The organism is Nonomuraea sp. NPDC050310, from assembly GCF_040655795.1.
GTDB lineage: Bacteria > Actinomycetota > Actinomycetes > Streptosporangiales > Streptosporangiaceae > Nonomuraea.
This window is the reverse complement of the sequence record NZ_JBFAKP010000002.1, coordinates 569,366-587,686: the sequence shown is the minus strand read 5'-3', so window position 1 is coordinate 587,686 and position 18,321 is coordinate 569,366. Positions and strand designations below refer to the sequence as shown.

Sequence of the window (18,321 nt, the reverse complement as noted above, 5' to 3'; positions counted from 1 at the left end):
TTCTCCTTCAGTTAGCGGAATCGGTAGGCCAAGATAGCCCCATGCGTGCAGAAAAGACCGAGTTTGAGGGTCTGATGCTGTTTGTTCCTACGCCGCACCGCGACGACAGGGGATTCTTCAGCCGGACATTCGACGCAGCAGTGGCCGAAGAGGCGGGTCTCGACCCTTGGGCCTTCGTCCAGGACTCCCAGTCGAGGTCGAGTCACGGCATCCTGCGCGGGCTGCACGGCCGGTCCGGCAAGGGCGAGGCCAAGCTGGTCCGGTGCGCGCGCGGTGCCATCCTCGACGTCGTCGTGGACGCCCGGCCCGACTCCCCCACCTTCGGCAGGCATCAGAGCTTCCGCCTCGACGACCACAACCTCGCCTGCCTCTACGTCCCGCGCGGCTTCCTGCACGGCTTCCAGGTGCTGACGGAGCTGGCCGACGTCTGCTACCGCATCGACCGCGAGCACGACCCGGCCGAGGACCTCTCGGTCCGCTTCGACGACCCCGACCTGGGCATCGCCTGGCCGTTCCCGCCGCGCGGCCTCAGCGCCCGCGACCTGGCCGCGGGCTCGTGGGCCGATCTCCGGCTCTGACCTCACAGGGCGGCTCCACCGATCACCAGCTTGTCGACGTGGAAGCCCTCGGCGTAGCGGCTCCGGCACTGCACCCCCCGCACCCGGGCGAGCCCGGCGAAGCTCTCCCGATCGAACCAGTCCCGGCTCAGCTGGGAGGGGTAGTGCCGGTGCAGCAGCTCGATCTTCTCCCGGAGCACTTGCTCGGGCAACGGCCAGAAGGCGGTCGGCTGGGCCAGGTCGGACTCCCACTTGAGGATCTCGTAGCCGAGGATGAGCCCGCCGCGGAAGACGGTCGGCGTCAGCCGGGCCAGCTCGCGGTGGTCCTGGTGGGCGTCGTGCGCGGCCGGCGCGAAGATCAGGTCCGGCGCGCACCGGCCCCGCAGCTCGTGCAACGCGTCCTTGGCACGGTCCCAGTGCTGCGGCAACCGCCCGTCGGGCACGTCGAGCACGGTCACCTCCAGCTCAGCCTTGGGGCAGAAGGCGGCCAGCGCCGCCCGCTCCTCAGTCTCGCGTTCGGTGCCCGCGCCGGACAGCACGAAGGCGCTCACCCGCAGCCCCGGCCGGGCCCGGCACAGGTCGAGCAGCGCGCCGCCCGCCCCGATCGCGATGTCGTCACAGTGCGCGCCCAGGAGCAGGATCTCCCTGCAGTGCTCAGCAAGCAGCCGCGGCAACCGGCGCTCCTTCCCACAGCGCCCACGGACGATCCCCTCGCGAGTACTCCTCGTCCAGTTGCACGCGTTCCTTCACGGTGTCGGTCGGCCGCCAGAACCCGCGGTAGGGATAGCCCAGCAGCCGACCCCGCTTGGCCAGAGCCGCGCACCCGTCGGCCACCAGGTCCCCACCGGGGGGGATGTGGTCGAAGACCTCCCGGCGCAGGACGAAGTAGCCGCCGTTGATCCACAGCGGCATCTCGGTGACCGGGGTGATCCCGCCGACCATGCCGTTCTCCCCGAGCTCCACGCAGTGGAACGTGCCGGGCGGCGGCACGACCATCATCGACGCGCCCAGCTCCGAGGCGGCGAAGCGCGCGATCATGTCGTTGAGCGGCGCGTCGGTGAGTACGTCGGCGTAGTTGGCCAGGAACATCTCCTCGCCGTCGAGATGCTCGCGCACCCGGCGGAGCCGCTCGCCGATCGGCGAGTCGGTGCCGGTGTGGATGAAGGTGATCTGCCAGTCGGAGATGTCCGCCGACAGCAGCTCGATCCGGCCGCCGGTCAGGCGGAAGTCGTTGGAGACCGTCTCCTGGTAGGAGAGGAAGAAGTCCTTGATGTACTCGGCCCCGTAGCCCAGGCAGAGGATGAACTCCTTGTGCCCGTGGTAGGCGTAGTAGCGCATGACGTGCCAGATCAGCGGCCTGGGGCCGACGAGCTGCATCGGCTTGGGCAGATCGGTCGGGCCGCTCCGCATCCGCGAGCCGCGTCCCCCGCAGAACAGGACGACTTTCACACGACCTCCAGCCGCGGGATCGGGAAGACCAGCCGGCCGCCCCACTCGTGCACGTACGAGAGCTGCTCGGACAGCTCCTCGCGCAGGTTCCACGGCAGGACGAGCACGTAGTCGGGGCGATCCTCGGCGATGCGCTCGGGCGGCAGGATCGGGATCCGGGTGCCGGGGGTGAACCGGCCGTGCTTGTAGGGGTTGCGGTCCACGGTGTAGGCCAGCAGGTCGGGCCGGATGCCGCAGTGGTTGAGCAGGGTGTTGCCCTTGCCCGGCGCGCCGTAGCCGACCACCGTCCTGCCCTCGTCGGCCGCGTCGATGAGGAAGCGCAGCAGGTCGCGCCGGACCTTCGCGACACGGGCCGCGAAGTCGGCGTAGCCGGAGATCTCCAGCAGCCCGGCGGCCTTCTCCCGGGCGATCACGTCCAGCACCCGTTCGGAGGGCGTGCCGTACGGCTTGGCGAGCAACCGGATGGAACCGCCGTGAGTGGGCAGCAACTCGACGTCCACGAGCGTCAGCCCGCCGTCGGCCAGCGCCCGCTGCGCGGAGGCGACGGTGTAGTACTGGAAGTGCTCGTGGTAGATGGTGTCGTACTGGTTCAGCTCCATGAGCGTGAGCAGGTGTTGCACCTCGATGGAGACCAGCCCGTCCTCGGCGACCAGCGCGCGCAGCCCCCGGGTGAAGCCGAGCACGTCGGGGATGTGCGCGTAGACGTTGTTGGCGATCACGACGTCGGCCGGCCCGTTCTCCGCGCGCACCCGGGCGCCGAGCTCGGGGGTGAGGAACTCGGTGAGCGTCGGCACCCCCTTGTCCCGCGCCGCCTGGCCCACGTTCGCCGAGGGCTCGATGCCCAGGCAGCGCACCCCGCGGGCTACCACGTGCTGCAGCAGGTAGCCGTCGTTGCTGGCGACCTCCACCACGAAGGCGTCCTGCCCCAGCTTCAGGCCGTCCACGAAGGTCCTGGCGTGCTCGACCCAGGAGGAGGAGAAGGAGGAGAAGTAGGCGTACTCGGTGAAGGTCTCCTCCGGCGTGATCAACGGCGGGATCTGCGCCAGCCAGCACGACGTGCAGACCCGCAGGTGCAGCGGGTAGGTCGGCTCCGGCAGGTCGAGCTGCTCCGCGGTCAGGAACAGCTCGCACGGAGGCGTCGCCCCGAGGTCCACGACCTCGGCCAGCTCAGCCGACCCGCATAACCGGCAAACACTCATCTAGGCGCTCCAAACACGGGGATTATTCGGGGTAACAGCGACGGTCGTTACAGCTACTCTTCGGATCATGCGGCCCCTCAGCATCGACGGCGCCTGGGTGTACGAACCCCGCGTCCACGCCGATCCACGCGGCAGCTTCGCCGAAGCCTTCCGCGCCGCCGACCTGCCTCACCCCTTCGAGCTCGCGCAGGTCAACTGCTCCGTATCCGGCAGGGGCGTGATCCGCGGCATCCACTTCGCCGACGTGCCGCCGAGCCAGGCGAAGTACGTGATGTGCGTGGCCGGCGCGGTGCTCGACGTGGTGGTCGACGTCCGGGTGGGCTCGCCCACCTTCGGCCGCTGGGAGGCGGTCGAGCTCGACGACCGCACGCGGGCCGCGGTGCTGATCGCCGAAGGGCTCGGGCACGCGTTCATGGCGCTCAGCGAGGAGGCCACGGTGCTGTACCTGTGCTCCCAGCCGTACAGCCCGGGACGCGAGCACGGGGTGCACCCGCTGAGCGCCGGCATCGAGTGGCCGGAGCTGGCCCCGGTGCTGTCGGAGAAGGACGCGGCCGCGCCCACGCTGGAGCAGGCCCGGGCCGGCGGGCTCCTGCCCTCCTTCGAGGAGTGCCGGGAGTTCTACACGACGCTGCACTGACGCCTCCCGGTCAGCACCGGCCAGGCGGCGTGCAGCGCCTCGCGCCAGTGCCGGATGCGCGGGCCCCTGGTGTGGGCCAGCACGCTGTTGGCCGGACGCGGCGCGGGACGGGGGAAGGCCGTCGACGGCACCGGCCGGACCCGGTCGGGATCGGCGCCGAGCAGGGTGAAGATCTCCTGCGCGAAGCCGTGCCAGGTCGTCTCGCCGTCGCTGGTGCCGTGGTAGACGGCCGGCGGCAGATCCGACTGGGCCAGCCGTACCAGCAGGTCGGCCAGGTCGGCGCTCCAGGTCGGCTGGCCGCGCTGGTCGTCGACCACGTCCAGGGTCTCGCGCTCGGCCGCCAGCCGGATCATCGTCGTGACGAAGTTCGGGCCGCCCGCGCCGTAGAGCCAGGCGGTGCGGACCACCGAGTGGCCGAGGTCCAGGGCGGCCCGCTCGCCGGCCAGCTTGGTCCGGCCGTAGGCGTTGAGCGGGGCCGGCGGATGATCCTCCGGGTACGGCTCGCGCCGCGTGCCGTCGAAGACGTAGTCGGTCGAGACCTGGAGCAACCGGGCCCCCACGCGGTCGCAGTGTTCGGCGAGGGTGCGCACGGCCAGGCCGTTGATCTCCAGCGCCTCCGCCTCGCGGCTCTCCGCGTCGTCGACCGCGGTCCACGCGGCGCAGTTGATCACGACTCGGGGGCGGTAGCCGGCGAGCAGGTCACGGACCGCCCGCCGGTCGCGTAAGTCCAGTTCGGCGCGGCCGGGTGCGAGGACCGGCTCCCCCGTGAGCGCCACCCGGTGCAGCAGGTCGGTGGCGAGCAGGCCCTGGCCGCCGGTGATCAGCCAGCGCACGGGTCCCACCAGTCACGGTGCTCGGCGTACCAGCGGACCGTCTCCTTGAGTCCCTGCTCGAAGGCGATCTCCGGCCGGTAGCCCAGCGCGCGCAGCCGGCTGTCGTCGAGGGAGTAGCGCCGGTCGTGGCCCTTGCGGTCGCGGACCTGCTCGACCAGGTCCCAGCCCTTGCCGCACGCCTCCAGGAGCCGTTCGGTCAGCTCCAGGTTGGACAGCTCCTCGGTGCCCGCGATGTGGTAGACCTCGCCGGGCTCGCCCACCTCGGCCACCAGGCGGATGCCCGCGCAGTGGTCCTCGACGTGGATCCAGTCGCGCACGTTGCCGCCGTCGCCGTACAGCGGCACCTTGCGGTTGCGCATGAGGTTGGTGAGGAAGAGCGGGATGATCTTTTCGGGGTACTGGCGCGGGCCGTAGTTGTTGCCGCACCTGGTGATCGAGACGTTCAGGCCATGGGTGATCGCGTACGAGCGGGCGATCAGGTCGCCGCCCGCCTTGGCCGCGGCGTACGGCGATCGCGGCGCGAGGGGCGCCGACTCGTCCCACGAGCCGAGATCGATCGAGCCGTAGACCTCGTCGGTGGAGACCTGGACGACCTTGCGCACCCCCGCGTCGAGGCAGGCCGCCATCAAGGCCTGGGTGCCGAGCACGTTGGTGCGGACGAACTCGCCGGCGCCGTCGATCGAGCGGTCCACGTGCGATTCGGCGGCGAAGTTCACCACGAGGTCGTGCCCGGGCACGACCTCGGCCAGGAGCTCCGCGTCGCAGATGTCGCCGTGCACGAAGGTGTGCGGCACCCCGTCGAGGTTGGCGCGGTTGCCGGCGTAGGTGAGCTTGTCGAGCACGGTGACGTCCGCCGGCTGCACGCTGCGGACGAAGTGCGAGCCGATGAAGCCCGCGCCTCCCGTGACCAGGATCTTCTTCATGAGCTGATCTGAACCTTGCTGTGATCGCCCAGCACCAGGCGGTGCGCTCGGGGCGTGGTGGGTGCGGGGGTGACCTCGACGTCGTGGCCGATCAGGGAGGCCTCGATGCGGCCGACGCCGCTGATCGAGGCCCTCGGCAGCAGGATGGAGTACTCGATCTCGCTCTGCCTGATCACGCAGTCCTGACCGATGGAGGTGAAGGGGCCGACGTAGCTGTCGACGACGCGGGCGCCCGATCCGACGATGGCCGGGCCCACGATGCGGGAGCCCCGCACGACGGCGCCCGGCTCCACGACCACCCGGCCGATCAGCGTGCTGGCCGCGTCCACCTCGCCCTCGACCGAGCCGGGCAACGTTTCCAGCACCAGCCGGTTGACCTCCAGCATGTCGTCGACGTTCCCGGTGTCCTTCCAGTAGCCCGAGACCGTGGTCGAGCGGACCGGATGGCCGTTGTCGATCAGCCACTGGATCGCGTCGGTGATCTCCAGCTCGCCCCGCCAGGACGGTTTCAGCTCGGCCACCGCCTCGTGCACGGCAGGGCTGAACAGGTAGACGCCGACCAGCGCCAGATCGCTCTTGGGGCGGGCCGGCTTCTCCTCCAGCCCGATCACCTGGCCGTGCTCGTCGAGTTCGGCGACGCCGAACTGGCGCGGGTCGCTGACGGTGGTCAGCATGATCTGCGCCGCCGCCCGGGTCTCGGCGAAGCTCCGCACGATGCCGGTGATGCCGCCGACGATGAAGTTGTCGCCGAGGTACATGACGAAGTCGTCGTCACCCAGGAACTCCCTGGCGATCAGTACGGCATGCGCCAGCCCCAGCGGCGCTGCCTGCCGCAGGTAGGTCACCTGCAGCCCGAAGCGCGAGCCGTCGCCGACCGCCGCCTCGATCTCGGCCTGGGTGTCGCCCACGACCAGGCCGATCTCCGTCACGCCGGCGTCGGCGATCGCCCGCAGGCCGTAGAAGAGCACCGGCTGGTTGGCCACCGGAACCAGTTGTTTGGCCGAGGTGTGGGTGATGGGCCGAAGCCGCGTGCCCGACCCTCCGGCGAGCACAAGTGCTTTCACCGCTAGTACGCCCCTTCTCCGCGCACGACCGCGGCGCAGGTTTTCCACAGGATCTGGAGATCGAGGATGAGCGACCAGTTCTCCACGTAACGAAGGTCCAGCCTGACTGATTCCTCCCACGACAGGTCGGATCGGCCGCTGACCTGCCACAACCCGGTCATCCCCGGCTTGACGACCAGGCGCCGGCGGACGTCGGCACCGTACCTGGCGACCTCTTCGGGCAGCGGAGGCCGTGGCCCGACGAGCGACATCTCACCGCGCAGCACGTTGATCAACTGCGGGAGCTCGTCGAGCGAGTACCGGCGCAGCAGGCCGCCCACGCGGGTGATGCGTGGATCGTTCCTTATCTTGAAGAGCACCTGGTCGAAGTCGTTCGCTTCGCGAAGCGTGCCCTTGAGCTGCTCGGCGTTGATCACCATGGTGCGGAACTTGTACACCTTGAACTCCCGGCCGCCCTTGCCGACCCGGGTCTGGGTGAACAGCGCGGGACCCTGGCTGGTCAGCCGGATCGCCAGCGCCATGACCAGCAGCGGCAGCGCCAGGCCGATCAGGACCGCGCCGCCCATCACCTTGTCGAACACGCCCTTGATCAGCTGCCTGACGCCGTCGAACTCGGGGTGCTCCACGTGCAGCAGCGGCATCCCGGCGACCGGCCGGATGCTGATCCGCGGCCCGGCCACCTCCAGCAGCGCGGGCGCGACGAACAGGTCGGTGCGCGAGGCCTCCAGGCTCCAGGCGAGCCGGCGCAGCGCCGTCCCGTCCAGTTCGGGGCAGGACAACACCGCCACCGCGTCCGCCTGGACCCGCGCCACTGCGTCGGCCACGTCACCGAACGTGCCGAGAATCGGGACGCCGTCCAGGTCGGCGTGGAGTGCCGAGGGCGGCAGGCACGCGCCCACGATGCGCATGCCGTGATGGGGTTGCCTGCGGAACTGGACCACCAGGTCGAGGACCGAATCCCGGTGCCCGACCGCGACCACCTGCCGCAGGTACTGGCCGGCGATGCGGCGGCGGTGCAGGCGCTTGCGCATCCGGTGCCTGAACAGCAGGGTCAGCCCGATGGCCAGCGGCAGCGTGGCCATCACGAAGCTTCTCGCCACGAGGGTCTGGGTGGCGTACGCGGCTACCGCGACCGCAGCCATTAGCCCGATACCCGCATTGAATACCGACCGGAATTCGTCGGTGCCTTCTCCGTGCACTCTCCGCCGGTACGCGCCCGCCGCCGCCAGGCCCCCCGGCCAGGCAACCGCGAGTCCGGCGCAGAGCGCGATTTCTCCCATGGGGATATACACCCCAGACGATAGCCGGACCCCCAAAACGGAGGCGCTGGCTAACAGCGCGCACACCACATCTCCGCCCAATAAGACTCGAAAATAGGATCGAGTCCAAATGGTGGCGACATGGTGAGCTCGCGTCCCGACAACGAAGACGTCGACGTCTTCCGTTCCGAGCCCCATAGCTTCCCCACCCTGCAGCTTCAGGCACTGTGAATCTACAGACGTCCCATGAACCCCATCGGTTGCCACGAATCACACAGATAACTCAGCGGCTGACCAACTCCCCTAGCGTAAAGATCGAGACAAGGCTGGGGAATAACGACAAATGTCCACAATCGGACGCCGACCACAACTTGACGGGAACGGTCCAACGGCCTCGTTCGGCCGGGCAACCTAGTGCTACTGCCTGCTTAACGCCCTAGTCGTATTCGAGGTCCGGCAAAGCGGACGGCGGATCAGGACTCCGCCAAACGACCACAAACCCATCAAGAGGCCGCTCCGCCGCCAGATGCAGACGCTCTAGATCAAAATCCGGCAGATAACGCAACCGCGCGAGAAAAGTGGCATCGGTGGCGCTGCGCGGGACCACGCAGCCTTCGCCGTCCCGATCGAGCAGGATGTACAACACCTCGGGCTCGGTCCGCACCCGGACCTCCACGACATCCTCCCACGCGAGCGCCTCCACGCTCCCGTCAGCGTAGTGTCGCGTAACGCCCTCTTCGGTGACGTACACGTAGGAGTCCGGCATCGCGTTGCCGTGCATGGCCGCGATTCTCGCGACAACTACGCACATCCCGCAAGGGCTACGCGGCACCCCAGGAATGGCTGAGGTGCTCGGCCACGGCGGCACGGCCGTCACCAGCGGCTATCGCGTCGAGCAGCGCGCGGTGCTCGGCGACGAGCAGATCGCGGTCCTCGTACGTCTCACGCAGCCTGACCAGGCCCAACCGCGTCTCGGCGGCGAGCACCGCGTACAGCCGTTCGAGGCGCGGGCTGCCGACCGCCTCGATCAGTGCCTCGTGCAGGGCCATGTGCTCGGCGACGAGCTCCGACCACGGGCCGGCGGCCTTGCTCGCCATGCGCTCCAGCGCGGCCTCCGCCGCGGGGACCCGGCGGCCGGCCAGCCGCTGCGCCATCAGGTCCTCCAGGGGGCGGCGGACCAGCATGAGGTCGTCGAGGTCCTGGGCCGTGATCACCGGGACGTACGCGCTGCGGTTGCGCTCGCGGCGCAGGATGCCCTCGTGGACCAGCGCGGCGAGCGCCTCGCGGACCGTGGGGCGGGCTACGCCGTACAGGGCGGAGATCTCCTGCTCGGGCAGGGGCGCGCCCGGTTCGATCTCGCCTGACAGCACCCTTTTGCGCAGTGCGTCAACGAGGGCGTCCACCGCCGACACCGGCTTCAGCAAGGGGCTGCTTCCTTTCAGGTACGGCTACCGCCACGAGGCTAGCGCCCAGGAGCAACAGTCCGCCCACGGACAGCGGCGTCAGCGTCTCGTGCAGCACGACCAGGCCGAGCAGCGCCGCCACCGCCGGTTCGGCCAGCGCCAGCGTCGCGGCGGTGGCCACCGGGGTGCTCCTGAGGCCCCTGCCGTACAGGAAGTAGGCCAGCGCCGTCGTCCCCAGGCCCAGGTAGAGCGCGGCCAGCAGGCTCGTCGGCTCGGCCAGCCAGCCGGGCCCGGTCCACAGCAGCACCGGCACCATCGCCACCGCCGCGCCGCCGAACAGCACGCCCATCACCGCGTTCGAGCTCTGGCCCGCCTCGATGTGCCGGGCGGCGGTCACCGCGTAGAAGGCGTACAGCAGGCCGCCGAGCAGCGCCAGCCCGACGCCGAGCGCGACCTCCCCGCCCGCGGCCCGCGCGTCGCCCTCGGCCGGGCCGGCGCCCACGATCAGGGCCGCACATCCGGCGATCGCCGCCGCCGTCGCGCCCGCCCACCTGCGGGTGGGCGCCTTGCCGTGCAGGACCCAGCTCAGCAGGCCGGTGAACACCGGGCCGCTGCCGATCGCGACCACCGTCCCGATCGCCACGCCGGTGCGGCTGACCGCGGCGAAGAAGCACAACTGGTACGCCGCCACCGCCAGCGCCGCCAGCACCAGCCCCGGCGACACCGCTCTGCGCAGTCCCGCCCGTGCCACGACCGCCAGGGCCACACCACCGATGACCAGCCGTGCCGCGGCGACCGAGATCGGGTCGGCCGACGTCAGCAACCCGGCCGTGCCCGCCGTACCCCACAACACGGCCGCACCCACGACAGCCATCGCACCGTTTCGCATGGGTGAGATTGTCTGACAACCAGACAACATTCGTCCAGTGGCGTGCAGAGATCGTCCGGTACGGCATGCGGAGGTTCGTCCCGACTCTTCCCGGGTACGGCAGGCGTCGTGAGAACCCGGGGACTCCTGACAGCCCTTCTAGCGATCTTCGTGTTCCTCGGCGGCTGCGGGGCCGGGACCGTGCCTCGAACCGGCCTCCCGGTGAAGCCGCTCTCCTCCCTCCCCGCCCAGGCCGCCGAGACCTGGCGCCTGATTCAGCAGGGCGGACCCTTCCCCTATCGCAAGGACGGCGTGACCTTCGAGAACCGCGAACGCCTGCTGCCGACCCGCTCCCGCGGGTACTACCGCGAATACACCGTCCCGACTCCCGGCAGATCCGACCGCGGCGCCCGCCGCCTCGTCACCGGGCGCTCGTCCGAGGTCTACTACACCTCGGACCACTATCGGAGCTTCGTGTCGGTGGATGTGACGAGATGAGCACCAAGCACCTGATCACCGGCGACAGCACCGCCGAGGTGATCGCCGCCATCGCGCGGCAGTTGTCCTTCCCGGACTACTTCGGGGGGACGCTGGACAGCCTGTACGACTGCCTGACCGACCTCGAATGGCTGCCCGACGGGGACTATGTCCTGGTCTGGAACGCTCCTGGGCGGCTGGCCCAGCTCGACCCGGAGGGCTACTCCAAACTCGCCTCCGCCCTCACCGACGCGGTCGCCACCGGTACCTTCGGCGGCCCCCGCCTGTCGATCGTCTTCCGGCCCTAGCCGACCGGGCTTCAGATCACGTCGTCGGCCAGGCGCGCGTGCCGTTCCACGTCATACCGGACCCCGTCGTAACAGAGCTTCCCCCGCTCGATCCCCTCGGCCCGGAACCCCGCCCGCACAGCCACCCGGCACGAGGCCGGGTTGTTGGTCCGGTGCCCGAGCTCCAGCCGGTAGAGCCCCCGCTCACGGAACGCCCACTCCGCCACCAGCAGGGTCGCCTGCGTGGCGACCCCCTTCCCCCGCACCTCGGCGGTCGTCCAGTACGACACCCACCCGTTGTCGTGCCGGTCGATGTTGGTCACCGCCACGTTCCCGACCACCGCCCCGTCGAGCGTCACCGCGAACGCGTGCTGCACCTCCCGCATCGCGGTCACCCACCCGACGGCGTCCTGCAACGACACGATCGGCAGTGACGTCTGCCGCCGCATGTCAGGCTCCTGGAACGCCCGCAGCACCGCCGGCGCGTCCTCGTCCCGCCAGGCTCGCAGCTCGATCCCCACTGGCTTCCCTTCCTTGCGGTCTAGCCCAACACTCAACAGTTCACGCCATTTCCCCATTTAGCGGGAAGCCCGTCACGTCCACCGTCACCAGGGCGGTCAAGAACTCGGCGTGCCGGGGGTGCACCCAGTCTCCCGCCTCGTCCCCGTTGATCACCGTCCAGACGCCCCACTCCAGGAGCATGTACTGCAGGGCGGTCGGCCACAGCCGTCGCTCCTCCTCGGTGAGCTCCACCTCGGCCAGGTAGGCCTCCCGGAACGCCTGCCACTGCTCGGCATCGAACAACCCGGCCGGCTCCCCTGGCAGGTCGTTGTGGAACAGCAGCACCGCCAGGGCGAGATCCAGCAGCCTCGGGACCCGCTCCCCGTTGTCCGGATCCACCAACACCGGTCCCTTGGGCGCGGTGGGGGTGTACTGGGGGTAGACGAGGTTGACCGCCTTGAAGTCGAGGCACGCGTCCACCACCGGCAGGTCGGCGTCCCGGATCGCGGGGAGGGTGGTGGTCATGAACGACCGCAGAAGCGGCTCCAGCCGCCCCATGACCTCGGCGTGAAGGTCCGGACGGTGTGCTCGCAGGACGGCGGACAGCCCCGTGACGTCCTCGTCGATCGACGCCTGGTCATGGTCAGGCCAGGAGAAGGCCGGCAGACCGCCCCCGCCGGGATCCCCATCTCGCTCCCCGGCCGCCTTCCCGACCCCCGCCCCGTCCCCTTCTCCGGCCCCCTCCTCAACCCCGGCCCCGTCCCCTTCTCCGGCCCCCTCCTCAACCCCGGCCCCGTCCCCTTCTCCGGCCCCCTCCTCAACCCCGGCCCCGTCCCCTTCTCTGGCCTCCTCCTCGACCCCGGCCCCGTGCGGTGGGATGGTGTGGATGCGGCCGAGCAACGCACCGGCCGCTGCGGCGTCGGCTGGGGTGCCGTTGTAGAGGCGGCCGTCGATCCACGGGTACGCGACCCAGTCCCACGCCCCGATCCGCACAGGCCCGGCCACCGGGGTGACCACGGGCACGCCACGGGCGGCGAGCGAGTGAAGCCACCGCACCATGGCCGCACCGGAGTGGGTGCGCTTCACCGCAACCTGACGACCACCGACCTCGCCCCGGAAGACCGGCGAGTAGGCATATATCGACTCCTGCGGCTCGATCCCGAACCGCTGGAAGACTTCCCCGTACTCCGCGCTCATTCCGGCGAACCTACGCCACAAACCGGGACGAAGCACTCAAATATCTACAGCTTCAGCGCCCGGCCGCCCGCGCGGCCTCGTGGGCGTCCACGAGTTGCTTGGGCGCGGTCAGGCACCAGGCCTCGTCCACCAGCTCCTCCAGCTCGTCCGCCTCGATCCCGTCGAGCCGCACCACGACCCACCCGAACCGCCCGGCGGTGAACTGCTCCTCGAACACGTGCGGCCGCTCGTTGACCAGAGCCTGCTGCTCCTCGATCGTCGCCTTCAACCCGACCGTGCGCGTCTTCTCCCACAGGTAGCCGAAGCCCTTGCCCCGCACCTTCAGCGAGACCCACTCGCCCCCATCGCCCTGCTTGACCTCAGGCAGCCGCTCCAAGATCTCCAGGAACTCATCGACGCTCACACCCATGCCGCCGATGAAACCAGACGCCTCCGACAGAATCGACGGCATGACGGTCTACGTGGGCAACGCGCACCTCGACGGGGCGGCGGACAGCGGCTGGCTGCTCGGCCACTTCAAACCGGAGGGCGACGCCCGGCACAGCACGGATGTCGAGGTCAAGTGGGGAGTGCACGCGCGTGGGGACAAGCGGGGCGAGTGGGCGGTGAACGAGACCAGGACGGCGTTGCTGTTGCTGGTCAGCGGGCGGTTCCGGGTGGAGTTCACGGATCGGAGCGTGCTGCTGGACTCGCCGGGGGACTACGTGGTGTGGGGGCGGGGGGTGGATCACTCGTGGGTGGCCGAGGAGGACTCGGTGCTCGTCACGGTCCGCTGGCCCTCGATCCCCGGCTACGCCGTACAGAAAGACTGACCAGCCACCCGGCCGCGCCGTACAGAAAGACTGACCAACCACCCGGCTCCGCCGTACAGAAGGGCAGACCGGCCACCCGGCTCCGCCCTACCGGACGGACCCCCGCCACTCACCTGGTGGCCGTGGGTGGGTTTCGCGAACTGGTGTTCACCTGCTTGGATCTCGGGATATGGACTCATCCCGGCTGCTCACCTGCCTGAACGACGACTACGACCGCCTGCGGGCCGCCGTCACCGCCGCCGACCCGGCGGCGCGCGTGCCGTCCTGCCCCGACTGGACCGCGAACGACCTGACTGAGCACGTGGCCAAGGTCTACCTGCACAAGGCCGAGTGCATCCGCCTCCAGGCCTTCCCCGAGGAGTGGCCCGAGGGCGTCCTGGACGAGGCGGACCCGCTGGGCACCCTGGAGCGCACCCACGCCCGGCTCAGCGAGGAGTTCGCCGCGCACGCACCCACCGACCCGGCGGCCACCTGGCACGAGCCCGACCAGACCGTGAGCTTCTGGATCCGCCGCATGGCCCAGGAGACCGTTATCCACCGCGTCGACGCCGAGCTCGTCGCCGGGCGGCCGCTCTCGCCGATCCCCGACGACCTAGCGCTCGACGGCATCGACGAGATCCTCAAGCTGTTCCTCGGCTACGGGAGCACCGTGTGGCAGGACGAGTTCGGCTCGCTGCTCCACGCCCCGGACGAGCGTCCAGTGCTCGTGACGGCGGGTGGCCGCGGCTGGGTGGTGACCGCGGTCGAGGGCCGCGTCGAGGTGGCCGACGCCGACCCCGCGACCCCGAGCGACGCCCGGGTGTCCGGCGAGCCCCAGCCGCTGCTGCTGTGGCTCTGGAACCGTACGGACGACGCCGCGGTCCAGACCTCCGGCGACACCGTCCTGCTCAAGCAGTTCCAGGCCCTCCGGACCGCCGCCACCCAGTAACCCCGTCCGGCACGACATCACCCGGTACGGCAGGCGCTGGGATACTGCAAGCCGTGGACAAGAATGAGGCACGAAACGGTCAAGCGAACCGGGTGTTGCAGTGGCGGTTGCGACCGGCGCGGCACGAGGACGTGGAGGAGATCGCCGAACTCCGGGCGATCGTGCTCCGCGACGACCTCGAACGGCTGGGCCGGTTCGACGAGCACCGGGTGCGGCAACGGCTCAGGGACACCTTCTCGGCCGAGCACACCTCGGTCATCGAGGTGGACGACTCCTTCGCCGGTTGTGTCACCGTCCGGCCGGAGGAGGACGGGTGCTGGCTGGAGCACTTCTACCTCGACCCCGACCTCCAGGGCCGCGGTCTGGGCACGGTCGTGTTGCGCACGCTGCTGCTCGGGATGGACGCCGAGGGCGTCCCGGTCCGGCTGAACGTCTTGCAGGGCAGCGCCGCCCTCCGCCTGTACGAACGCCACGGCTTCACCGTCGAGTCGGAGGACGAGATCGACGTCTACATGGTCCGTCACGCGGGCTGAGCGGGGCGTTCATCGGGGTGGCCCAACGGGGTGTGGGGATGTTGGCCGGGAGGACAGGTCCGGGGCCTGGGTGGTTCGCGATGCTGGGGCGGTGCGCGAACGAGGGAGACACGGGGGCCGGGCCGGCCTGCCGTACACGATGGTCAGGGATGTGGCGCGGCTGGTCGGCTGCGAGTCGCCGTCCGAGGATCTCGGGGCGGTGGCGCGGAGCGCGGAGGTGGTCGCGGAGGTCGGCGCGCGGTGGCTCGGGGGTGAGCCGGAGCGGGTCGTGATCGACGGGTGCACCCATCTGCGGTGGCGGTTCGGGGGCGAGCCGCGGGTGCTGCTCCTGGGACACCACGACACGGTGTGGCCGGTGGGGACGCTGGCCAGGCGGCCGTTCGACGTACGGGACGGGGTCCTGCGCGGGCCGGGGTGTTTCGACATGAAGGCCGGGCTGGTCGTGGCGTTCCACGCGCTGGCCGGGCTGAGCGGTCTCGACGGGGTGACGGTGCTGGTCACCGGGGACGAGGAGCCGGGGTCGGCGACGTCGCGGGGGTTGATCGAGGACGAGGCCCGGGGGTGTACGGCGGCGCTGGTGCTGGAGGCGGCCGGGCCTGGCGGGGCGTTGAAGACGGCACGCAAGGGGGTGTCGCGGTACGAGGTGATCGTGCCGGACTCGCCGGGTGCGACGGTGAAGCTAGCGCGGCTGGTGGTGGCGGTGGCCGGGCTGGGGGACGCGGCGGCGGGGACGACGGTGACGCCGACCCGGATGGAGGCCGGGCCGGGCGGGGCGCGGTTCGAGGTGGACGCGCGGGTGTGGGACCAGGCCGAGCAGGACCGGGTGCACGCTGCGATGACCGGGCTGCCGGGGGCCGAGGTGCGGGGTGGGCCGAATCGGCCGCCGCTGGCCGGGGCGGCGTCGCGGGAGTTGTTCGAGCGGGCGAGCCGGCTGGCCGATCGGCTCGGGGTCGGGCCGCTGGCCGAGGTCGCCGTCGGCGGGGCCTCGGACGGGAACTTCACCGCCGGGGTGGGCACGCCCACGCTCGACGGGCTGGGCGCGGTCGGCGGCGGGGCGCACGCGGAGGACGAGCACGTGCTGGTGGCCGAACTGCCCAGGCGAGCCCGGCTGCTCGCGGCGCTGGTCACCGACCTGCTGACCGACGCCCGGGCGGCCACACAGCCGGAAGAGCGCGCGGGACGGCCTAGCGAGCCAGCCAGCGGAGCCGAACCGGCCGGGCTGGCGGGAGGGGGCGGGGCGGGTTGTTCGGATGGACGAACCGGGGTGGCCGGAGCGGTGCGCGTCGACCATCTACAGGGCTGGAGCGGCTGAAACCATGACCGCCGTGACCGATCTCATCCGCGACCGCCGCGAGTCAGGCCCCGTCGAGGCGGCCTACGCCGCGGCCGAGGCAGCCGCGCGCGCCGGGGGCGTGGACATCCGCCCGCTGGACAGCGTCGCCGAGCTGGAGGCCGTCCGCCGCCTGTACGAGCACATCTGGCGCACCGGCGCGAACAACCCGCCGGTGACCGCCGACCTGCTGGTGGCGATGGCCAAGGCGGGCAGCTACGTGAGCGGCGCGTTCGACGGGGGCGAGCTGGTGGGCGCCTGCTTCGGCTTCTTCTCCCCGCCCGCGCGGGAGGCGCTGCACAGTCACATCGCCGGGGTGCTGGCCCGGATGCAGGGGCGGAACGTCGGGTTCGCGCTGAAGCTGCACCAGCGGGCGTGGGCGATGTCGCGCGGGGTGGGCGAGGTGAGCTGGACCTACGACCCGCTGATCCGGCGCAACGCCTACTTCAACCTCGCCAAGCTGGCCGCCGAGCCGGCGGAGTACCTGCCGAACTTCTACGGGCCGATGGACGACGACATCAACCGGAGCGACGACACCGACCGGGTCCTGATCCGGTGGCGGCTGGAGACCCCGGAGGCGGTGGCCGCGTGCGCGGGGCGGCCCAAGGCGGTCTCGGTGCAGGCCGCGGCGGCGTTGCGGGTGGCGGCCGGCGGCGGGCCGGTGGTGGCCCGGGCCGACGAGCGCACGGTGCTCGTGGGGGTGCCGGCCGACATCGAGGCCATGCGGGAGACCGACCCCGGCTGCGCCGCCGAGTGGCGTACGGCGCTGCGGGAGGTGCTGGGCGGGCTGCTCGCCGAGGGCGCCCGCGTGCGCGGCTTCGACCGCACCGGCTGGTACGTCGTGGACCGAGACCCAACGAATCGAAATGACCACAGCCCGGCAGGCAGGGAGATGTCGCAATGAAGCTGACCGGAGTAGAGCTCCGCACCATCCAGATCCCCCTGGTCACCCCCTTCCGCACCTCGTTCGGCACGGAGACCGTACGCGAGGCCCTGCTGGTCCGCGCGGTGACGGACGAGGCCGAAGGCTGGGGCGAGTGCGGCGCGGGCACCGCGCCGCTGTACTCGGCGGAGTACACCCACGCCGCAGCCGACGTGCTGACCCGCCACCTGGTCCCCGCCCTGGCCGGCGTGGCCGACGGGCTGGAGGCCCACCAGGTGGCCCCGGCGCTGGCGGAGTTCAAGGGCCACCGGATGGCGAAGGCCGCCCTGGAGACCGCCGTGCTGGACGTCGGACTGCGAGCCAGGGGCGTCAGCTTCGGCCAGGCGCTCGGCGCGGTCCGGGACCGGGTGCCCTGCGGGGTGTCGGTGGGGATCACCGACACCCTCCCCGAACTGCTCGACACCGTCGGCGGCTACCTGGGCGACGGCTACCGGCGGATCAAGCTGAAGATCGAGCCTGGCTGGGACATCGAGCCGGTCCGCGCGGTCCGCGAGCGCTTCGGCGACATTCCGCTCCAGGTCGACGCCAACACCGCCTACAGCCGTGCCGACGCCCGGCACCTGGCCGGTCTCGACCCGTTCGGCCTGCTGCTGCTGGAGCAGCCGCTGGCCGAGGACGACCTGCTCGGGCACGCCGAACTGGCCCGGCAGCTCAGCACGCCGATCTGCCTGGACGAGTCGATCGTCTCGGCCCGCGCCGCCGCCGACGCGATCGCGATGGGCGCCTGCCAGGTGGTCAACATCAAGCCGGGCCGGGTGGGCGGCTACCTGGAGGCCAAGCGCATCCACGACGTCTGCGCGGCGCACGACGTGCCGGTCTGGTGCGGCGGCATGCTGGAGACCGGGCTGGGCCGGGCGGCCAACGTCGCGCTGGCCGCGCTGCCCAATTTCGTCCTGCCCGGCGACACCTCGGCCTCCGACCGTTACTACCGGACCGACCTGACCCCGCCGTTCCGGCTGGAGGACGGTCACCTCGCGGTGCCGACCGGTCCCGGGCTCGGCGTCTCCCCCATCCCCGAGGTCCTGGAGGAGGTCACCACCACCACCGTCTGGCTACCCCTCCCCTGACCCGGTCCCGCCGGACGAACCTCCCCCCGACCTGGTCCCGCCGGACGAACCTCC

The 18,321-nt window shown here is 70.9% G+C and carries 23 protein-coding genes; 10 read left to right on the top strand and 13 right to left on the bottom strand.

Features of this window, described 5'->3' with window-relative positions:
- The first annotated feature begins 41 nt into the window (after positions 1 to 41).
- Entirely contained in the window at positions 42 to 578 is a 537-nt protein-coding gene (locus AB0I67_RS09010) for a dTDP-4-dehydrorhamnose 3,5-epimerase family protein (protein ID WP_357919977.1), read from the top strand.
- Positions 579 to 580: 2 nt separating this feature from the next.
- Here AB0I67_RS09010 and AB0I67_RS09005 read toward each other — a convergent pair whose 3' ends face one another.
- From AB0I67_RS09005 to AB0I67_RS08995, 3 genes are read right to left on the bottom strand one after another with little or no spacing between them, the layout of a single operon-like run.
- A complete protein-coding gene (locus tag AB0I67_RS09005) occupies positions 581 to 1,231 on the bottom strand; it encodes a PIG-L family deacetylase (RefSeq protein ID WP_357919974.1) in 651 nt (216 codons plus the stop codon).
- A complete protein-coding gene (locus AB0I67_RS09000) occupies positions 1,212 to 2,006 on the bottom strand; it encodes a sugar phosphate nucleotidyltransferase (protein ID WP_357919971.1) in 795 nt (264 codons plus the stop codon). The genes AB0I67_RS09005 and AB0I67_RS09000 overlap by 20 nt, the downstream gene beginning before the upstream one ends.
- Positions 2,003 to 3,205, bottom strand: a complete 1,203-nt coding sequence (locus tag AB0I67_RS08995) for a class I SAM-dependent methyltransferase (RefSeq protein WP_357919968.1) — start codon at positions 3,203 to 3,205, stop codon at positions 2,003 to 2,005. The genes AB0I67_RS09000 and AB0I67_RS08995 overlap by 4 nt, the downstream gene beginning before the upstream one ends.
- A 67-nt stretch (positions 3,206 to 3,272) precedes the next feature.
- Between AB0I67_RS08995 and rfbC the strand changes: the two genes are divergently transcribed.
- Entirely contained in the window at positions 3,273 to 3,842 is a 570-nt protein-coding gene (gene rfbC / locus AB0I67_RS08990) for a dTDP-4-dehydrorhamnose 3,5-epimerase (RefSeq protein WP_357919965.1), read from the top strand.
- Here rfbC and rfbD read toward each other — a convergent pair.
- From rfbD to AB0I67_RS08955, 7 genes are all read right to left on the bottom strand, one after another.
- Complete coding sequence (gene rfbD / locus AB0I67_RS08985) at positions 3,824 to 4,675, bottom strand: dTDP-4-dehydrorhamnose reductase (protein ID WP_357919962.1); 852 nt, start codon at positions 4,673 to 4,675, stop codon at positions 3,824 to 3,826. The genes rfbC and rfbD overlap by 19 nt on opposite strands.
- Positions 4,663 to 5,598 carry a dTDP-glucose 4,6-dehydratase gene (gene rfbB / locus AB0I67_RS08980; protein ID WP_357919959.1) on the bottom strand — a complete coding sequence of 312 codons (936 nt, stop codon included), beginning with the start codon at positions 5,596 to 5,598 and terminating at the stop codon, positions 4,663 to 4,665. Before rfbB ends, rfbD begins: the two co-directional genes overlap by 13 nt.
- The gene (locus tag AB0I67_RS08975) at positions 5,595 to 6,662 is read right to left on the bottom strand and encodes a glucose-1-phosphate thymidylyltransferase (RefSeq protein WP_357919956.1); all 1,068 of its coding nucleotides are present in this window, start codon (positions 6,660 to 6,662) and stop codon (positions 5,595 to 5,597) included. The genes rfbB and AB0I67_RS08975 overlap by 4 nt, the downstream gene beginning before the upstream one ends.
- 2 nt (positions 6,663 to 6,664) lie before the next feature.
- Complete coding sequence (locus AB0I67_RS08970; protein WP_357919953.1) at positions 6,665 to 8,119, bottom strand: sugar transferase; 1,455 nt, start codon at positions 8,117 to 8,119, stop codon at positions 6,665 to 6,667.
- A 238-nt stretch (positions 8,120 to 8,357) separates the two neighbouring features.
- Positions 8,358 to 8,702, bottom strand: a complete 345-nt coding sequence (locus tag AB0I67_RS08965; protein WP_357919950.1) for a hypothetical protein — start codon at positions 8,700 to 8,702, stop codon at positions 8,358 to 8,360.
- A 40-nt stretch (positions 8,703 to 8,742) separates the two neighbouring features.
- On the bottom strand, positions 8,743 to 9,324 hold the full coding sequence (locus AB0I67_RS08960) for a GntR family transcriptional regulator (protein ID WP_357919948.1): 582 nt from the start codon (positions 9,322 to 9,324) through the stop codon (positions 8,743 to 8,745).
- Entirely contained in the window at positions 9,308 to 10,213 is a 906-nt protein-coding gene (locus AB0I67_RS08955; RefSeq protein WP_357919945.1) for an EamA family transporter, read from the bottom strand. Before AB0I67_RS08955 ends, AB0I67_RS08960 begins: the two co-directional genes overlap by 17 nt.
- 108 nt (positions 10,214 to 10,321) lie before the next feature.
- On the opposite strand from AB0I67_RS08955, the gene AB0I67_RS08950 reads away from it, so the two are divergent.
- Both AB0I67_RS08950 and AB0I67_RS08945 read left to right on the top strand, forming a co-directional pair.
- The gene (locus tag AB0I67_RS08950) at positions 10,322 to 10,690 is read left to right on the top strand and encodes a ribonuclease domain-containing protein (RefSeq protein WP_357919942.1); all 369 of its coding nucleotides are present in this window, start codon (positions 10,322 to 10,324) and stop codon (positions 10,688 to 10,690) included.
- Positions 10,687 to 10,977, top strand: a complete 291-nt coding sequence (locus tag AB0I67_RS08945) for a barstar family protein (RefSeq protein ID WP_357919939.1) — start codon at positions 10,687 to 10,689, stop codon at positions 10,975 to 10,977. The genes AB0I67_RS08950 and AB0I67_RS08945 overlap by 4 nt, the downstream gene beginning before the upstream one ends.
- A gap of 11 nt (positions 10,978 to 10,988) precedes the next feature.
- On the opposite strand, the gene AB0I67_RS08940 is transcribed toward AB0I67_RS08945, so the two are convergent.
- The 3 genes from AB0I67_RS08940 to AB0I67_RS08930 are packed head-to-tail and all read right to left on the bottom strand — an operon-like array spanning position 10,989 to position 13,063.
- A complete protein-coding gene (locus AB0I67_RS08940; protein ID WP_357919936.1) occupies positions 10,989 to 11,477 on the bottom strand; it encodes a GNAT family protein in 489 nt (162 codons plus the stop codon).
- Between the two features lie 40 nt (positions 11,478 to 11,517).
- Positions 11,518 to 12,654 carry a phosphotransferase gene (locus tag AB0I67_RS08935; protein WP_357919934.1) on the bottom strand — a complete coding sequence of 379 codons (1,137 nt, stop codon included), beginning with the start codon at positions 12,652 to 12,654 and terminating at the stop codon, positions 11,518 to 11,520.
- 52 nt (positions 12,655 to 12,706) lie between these two features.
- Complete coding sequence (locus AB0I67_RS08930; protein ID WP_357919931.1) at positions 12,707 to 13,063, bottom strand: MmcQ/YjbR family DNA-binding protein; 357 nt, start codon at positions 13,061 to 13,063, stop codon at positions 12,707 to 12,709.
- Between the two features lie 40 nt (positions 13,064 to 13,103).
- Between AB0I67_RS08930 and AB0I67_RS08925 the strand changes: the two genes are divergently transcribed.
- From AB0I67_RS08925 to menC, 6 genes are all read left to right on the top strand, one after another.
- A complete protein-coding gene (locus tag AB0I67_RS08925) occupies positions 13,104 to 13,466 on the top strand; it encodes a signal peptidase I (protein WP_357919928.1) in 363 nt (120 codons plus the stop codon).
- 169 nt (positions 13,467 to 13,635) lie between these two features.
- Complete coding sequence (locus AB0I67_RS08920) at positions 13,636 to 14,394, top strand: maleylpyruvate isomerase family mycothiol-dependent enzyme (RefSeq protein ID WP_357919925.1); 759 nt, start codon at positions 13,636 to 13,638, stop codon at positions 14,392 to 14,394.
- A 53-nt stretch (positions 14,395 to 14,447) separates the two neighbouring features.
- Positions 14,448 to 14,927, top strand: a complete 480-nt coding sequence (locus AB0I67_RS08915; RefSeq protein ID WP_357919922.1) for a GNAT family N-acetyltransferase — start codon at positions 14,448 to 14,450, stop codon at positions 14,925 to 14,927.
- 91 nt (positions 14,928 to 15,018) lie between these two features.
- Positions 15,019 to 16,239, top strand: coding sequence for a M20/M25/M40 family metallo-hydrolase (locus AB0I67_RS08910; RefSeq protein WP_357919919.1), 1,221 nt, complete (start codon positions 15,019 to 15,021; stop codon positions 16,237 to 16,239).
- A 13-nt stretch (positions 16,240 to 16,252) separates the two neighbouring features.
- Positions 16,253 to 17,161 carry a GNAT family N-acetyltransferase gene (locus AB0I67_RS08905; RefSeq protein ID WP_357919916.1) on the top strand — a complete coding sequence of 303 codons (909 nt, stop codon included), beginning with the start codon at positions 16,253 to 16,255 and terminating at the stop codon, positions 17,159 to 17,161.
- Positions 17,158 to 18,267, top strand: a complete 1,110-nt coding sequence (gene menC / locus AB0I67_RS08900; protein WP_357919913.1) for an o-succinylbenzoate synthase — start codon at positions 17,158 to 17,160, stop codon at positions 18,265 to 18,267. The genes AB0I67_RS08905 and menC overlap by 4 nt, the downstream gene beginning before the upstream one ends.
- Positions 18,268 to 18,321: the final 54 nt, after the last annotated feature.

Bases quoted from the DNA above. Each gene is read 5' to 3' on its own strand.
- AB0I67_RS09010 (WP_357919977.1), top strand. From the start codon at position 42: ATGCGTGCAGAAAAGACCGAGTTTGAGGGTCTGATGCTGTTTGTTCCT.
- AB0I67_RS08995 (WP_357919968.1), bottom strand. From the start codon at position 3,205: ATGAGTGTTTGCCGGTTATGCGGGTCGGCTGAGCTGGCCGAGGTCGTG.
- rfbC (WP_357919965.1), top strand. From the start codon at position 3,273: ATGCGGCCCCTCAGCATCGACGGCGCCTGGGTGTACGAACCCCGCGTC.
- rfbB (WP_357919959.1), bottom strand. From the start codon at position 5,598: ATGAAGAAGATCCTGGTCACGGGAGGCGCGGGCTTCATCGGCTCGCAC.
- AB0I67_RS08970 (WP_357919953.1), bottom strand. From the start codon at position 8,119: ATGGGGCTCGGAACGGAAGACGTCGACGTCTTCGTTGTCGGGACGCGA.
- AB0I67_RS08965 (WP_357919950.1), bottom strand. From the start codon at position 8,702: ATGCACGGCAACGCGATGCCGGACTCCTACGTGTACGTCACCGAAGAG.
- AB0I67_RS08955 (WP_357919945.1), bottom strand. From the start codon at position 10,213: ATGCGAAACGGTGCGATGGCTGTCGTGGGTGCGGCCGTGTTGTGGGGT.
- AB0I67_RS08945 (WP_357919939.1), top strand. From the start codon at position 10,687: ATGAGCACCAAGCACCTGATCACCGGCGACAGCACCGCCGAGGTGATC.
- AB0I67_RS08935 (WP_357919934.1), bottom strand. From the start codon at position 12,654: ATGAGCGCGGAGTACGGGGAAGTCTTCCAGCGGTTCGGGATCGAGCCG.
- AB0I67_RS08930 (WP_357919931.1), bottom strand. From the start codon at position 13,063: ATGGGTGTGAGCGTCGATGAGTTCCTGGAGATCTTGGAGCGGCTGCCT.
- AB0I67_RS08925 (WP_357919928.1), top strand. From the start codon at position 13,104: ATGACGGTCTACGTGGGCAACGCGCACCTCGACGGGGCGGCGGACAGC.
- AB0I67_RS08920 (WP_357919925.1), top strand. From the start codon at position 13,636: ATGGACTCATCCCGGCTGCTCACCTGCCTGAACGACGACTACGACCGC.
- menC (WP_357919913.1), top strand. From the start codon at position 17,158: ATGAAGCTGACCGGAGTAGAGCTCCGCACCATCCAGATCCCCCTGGTC.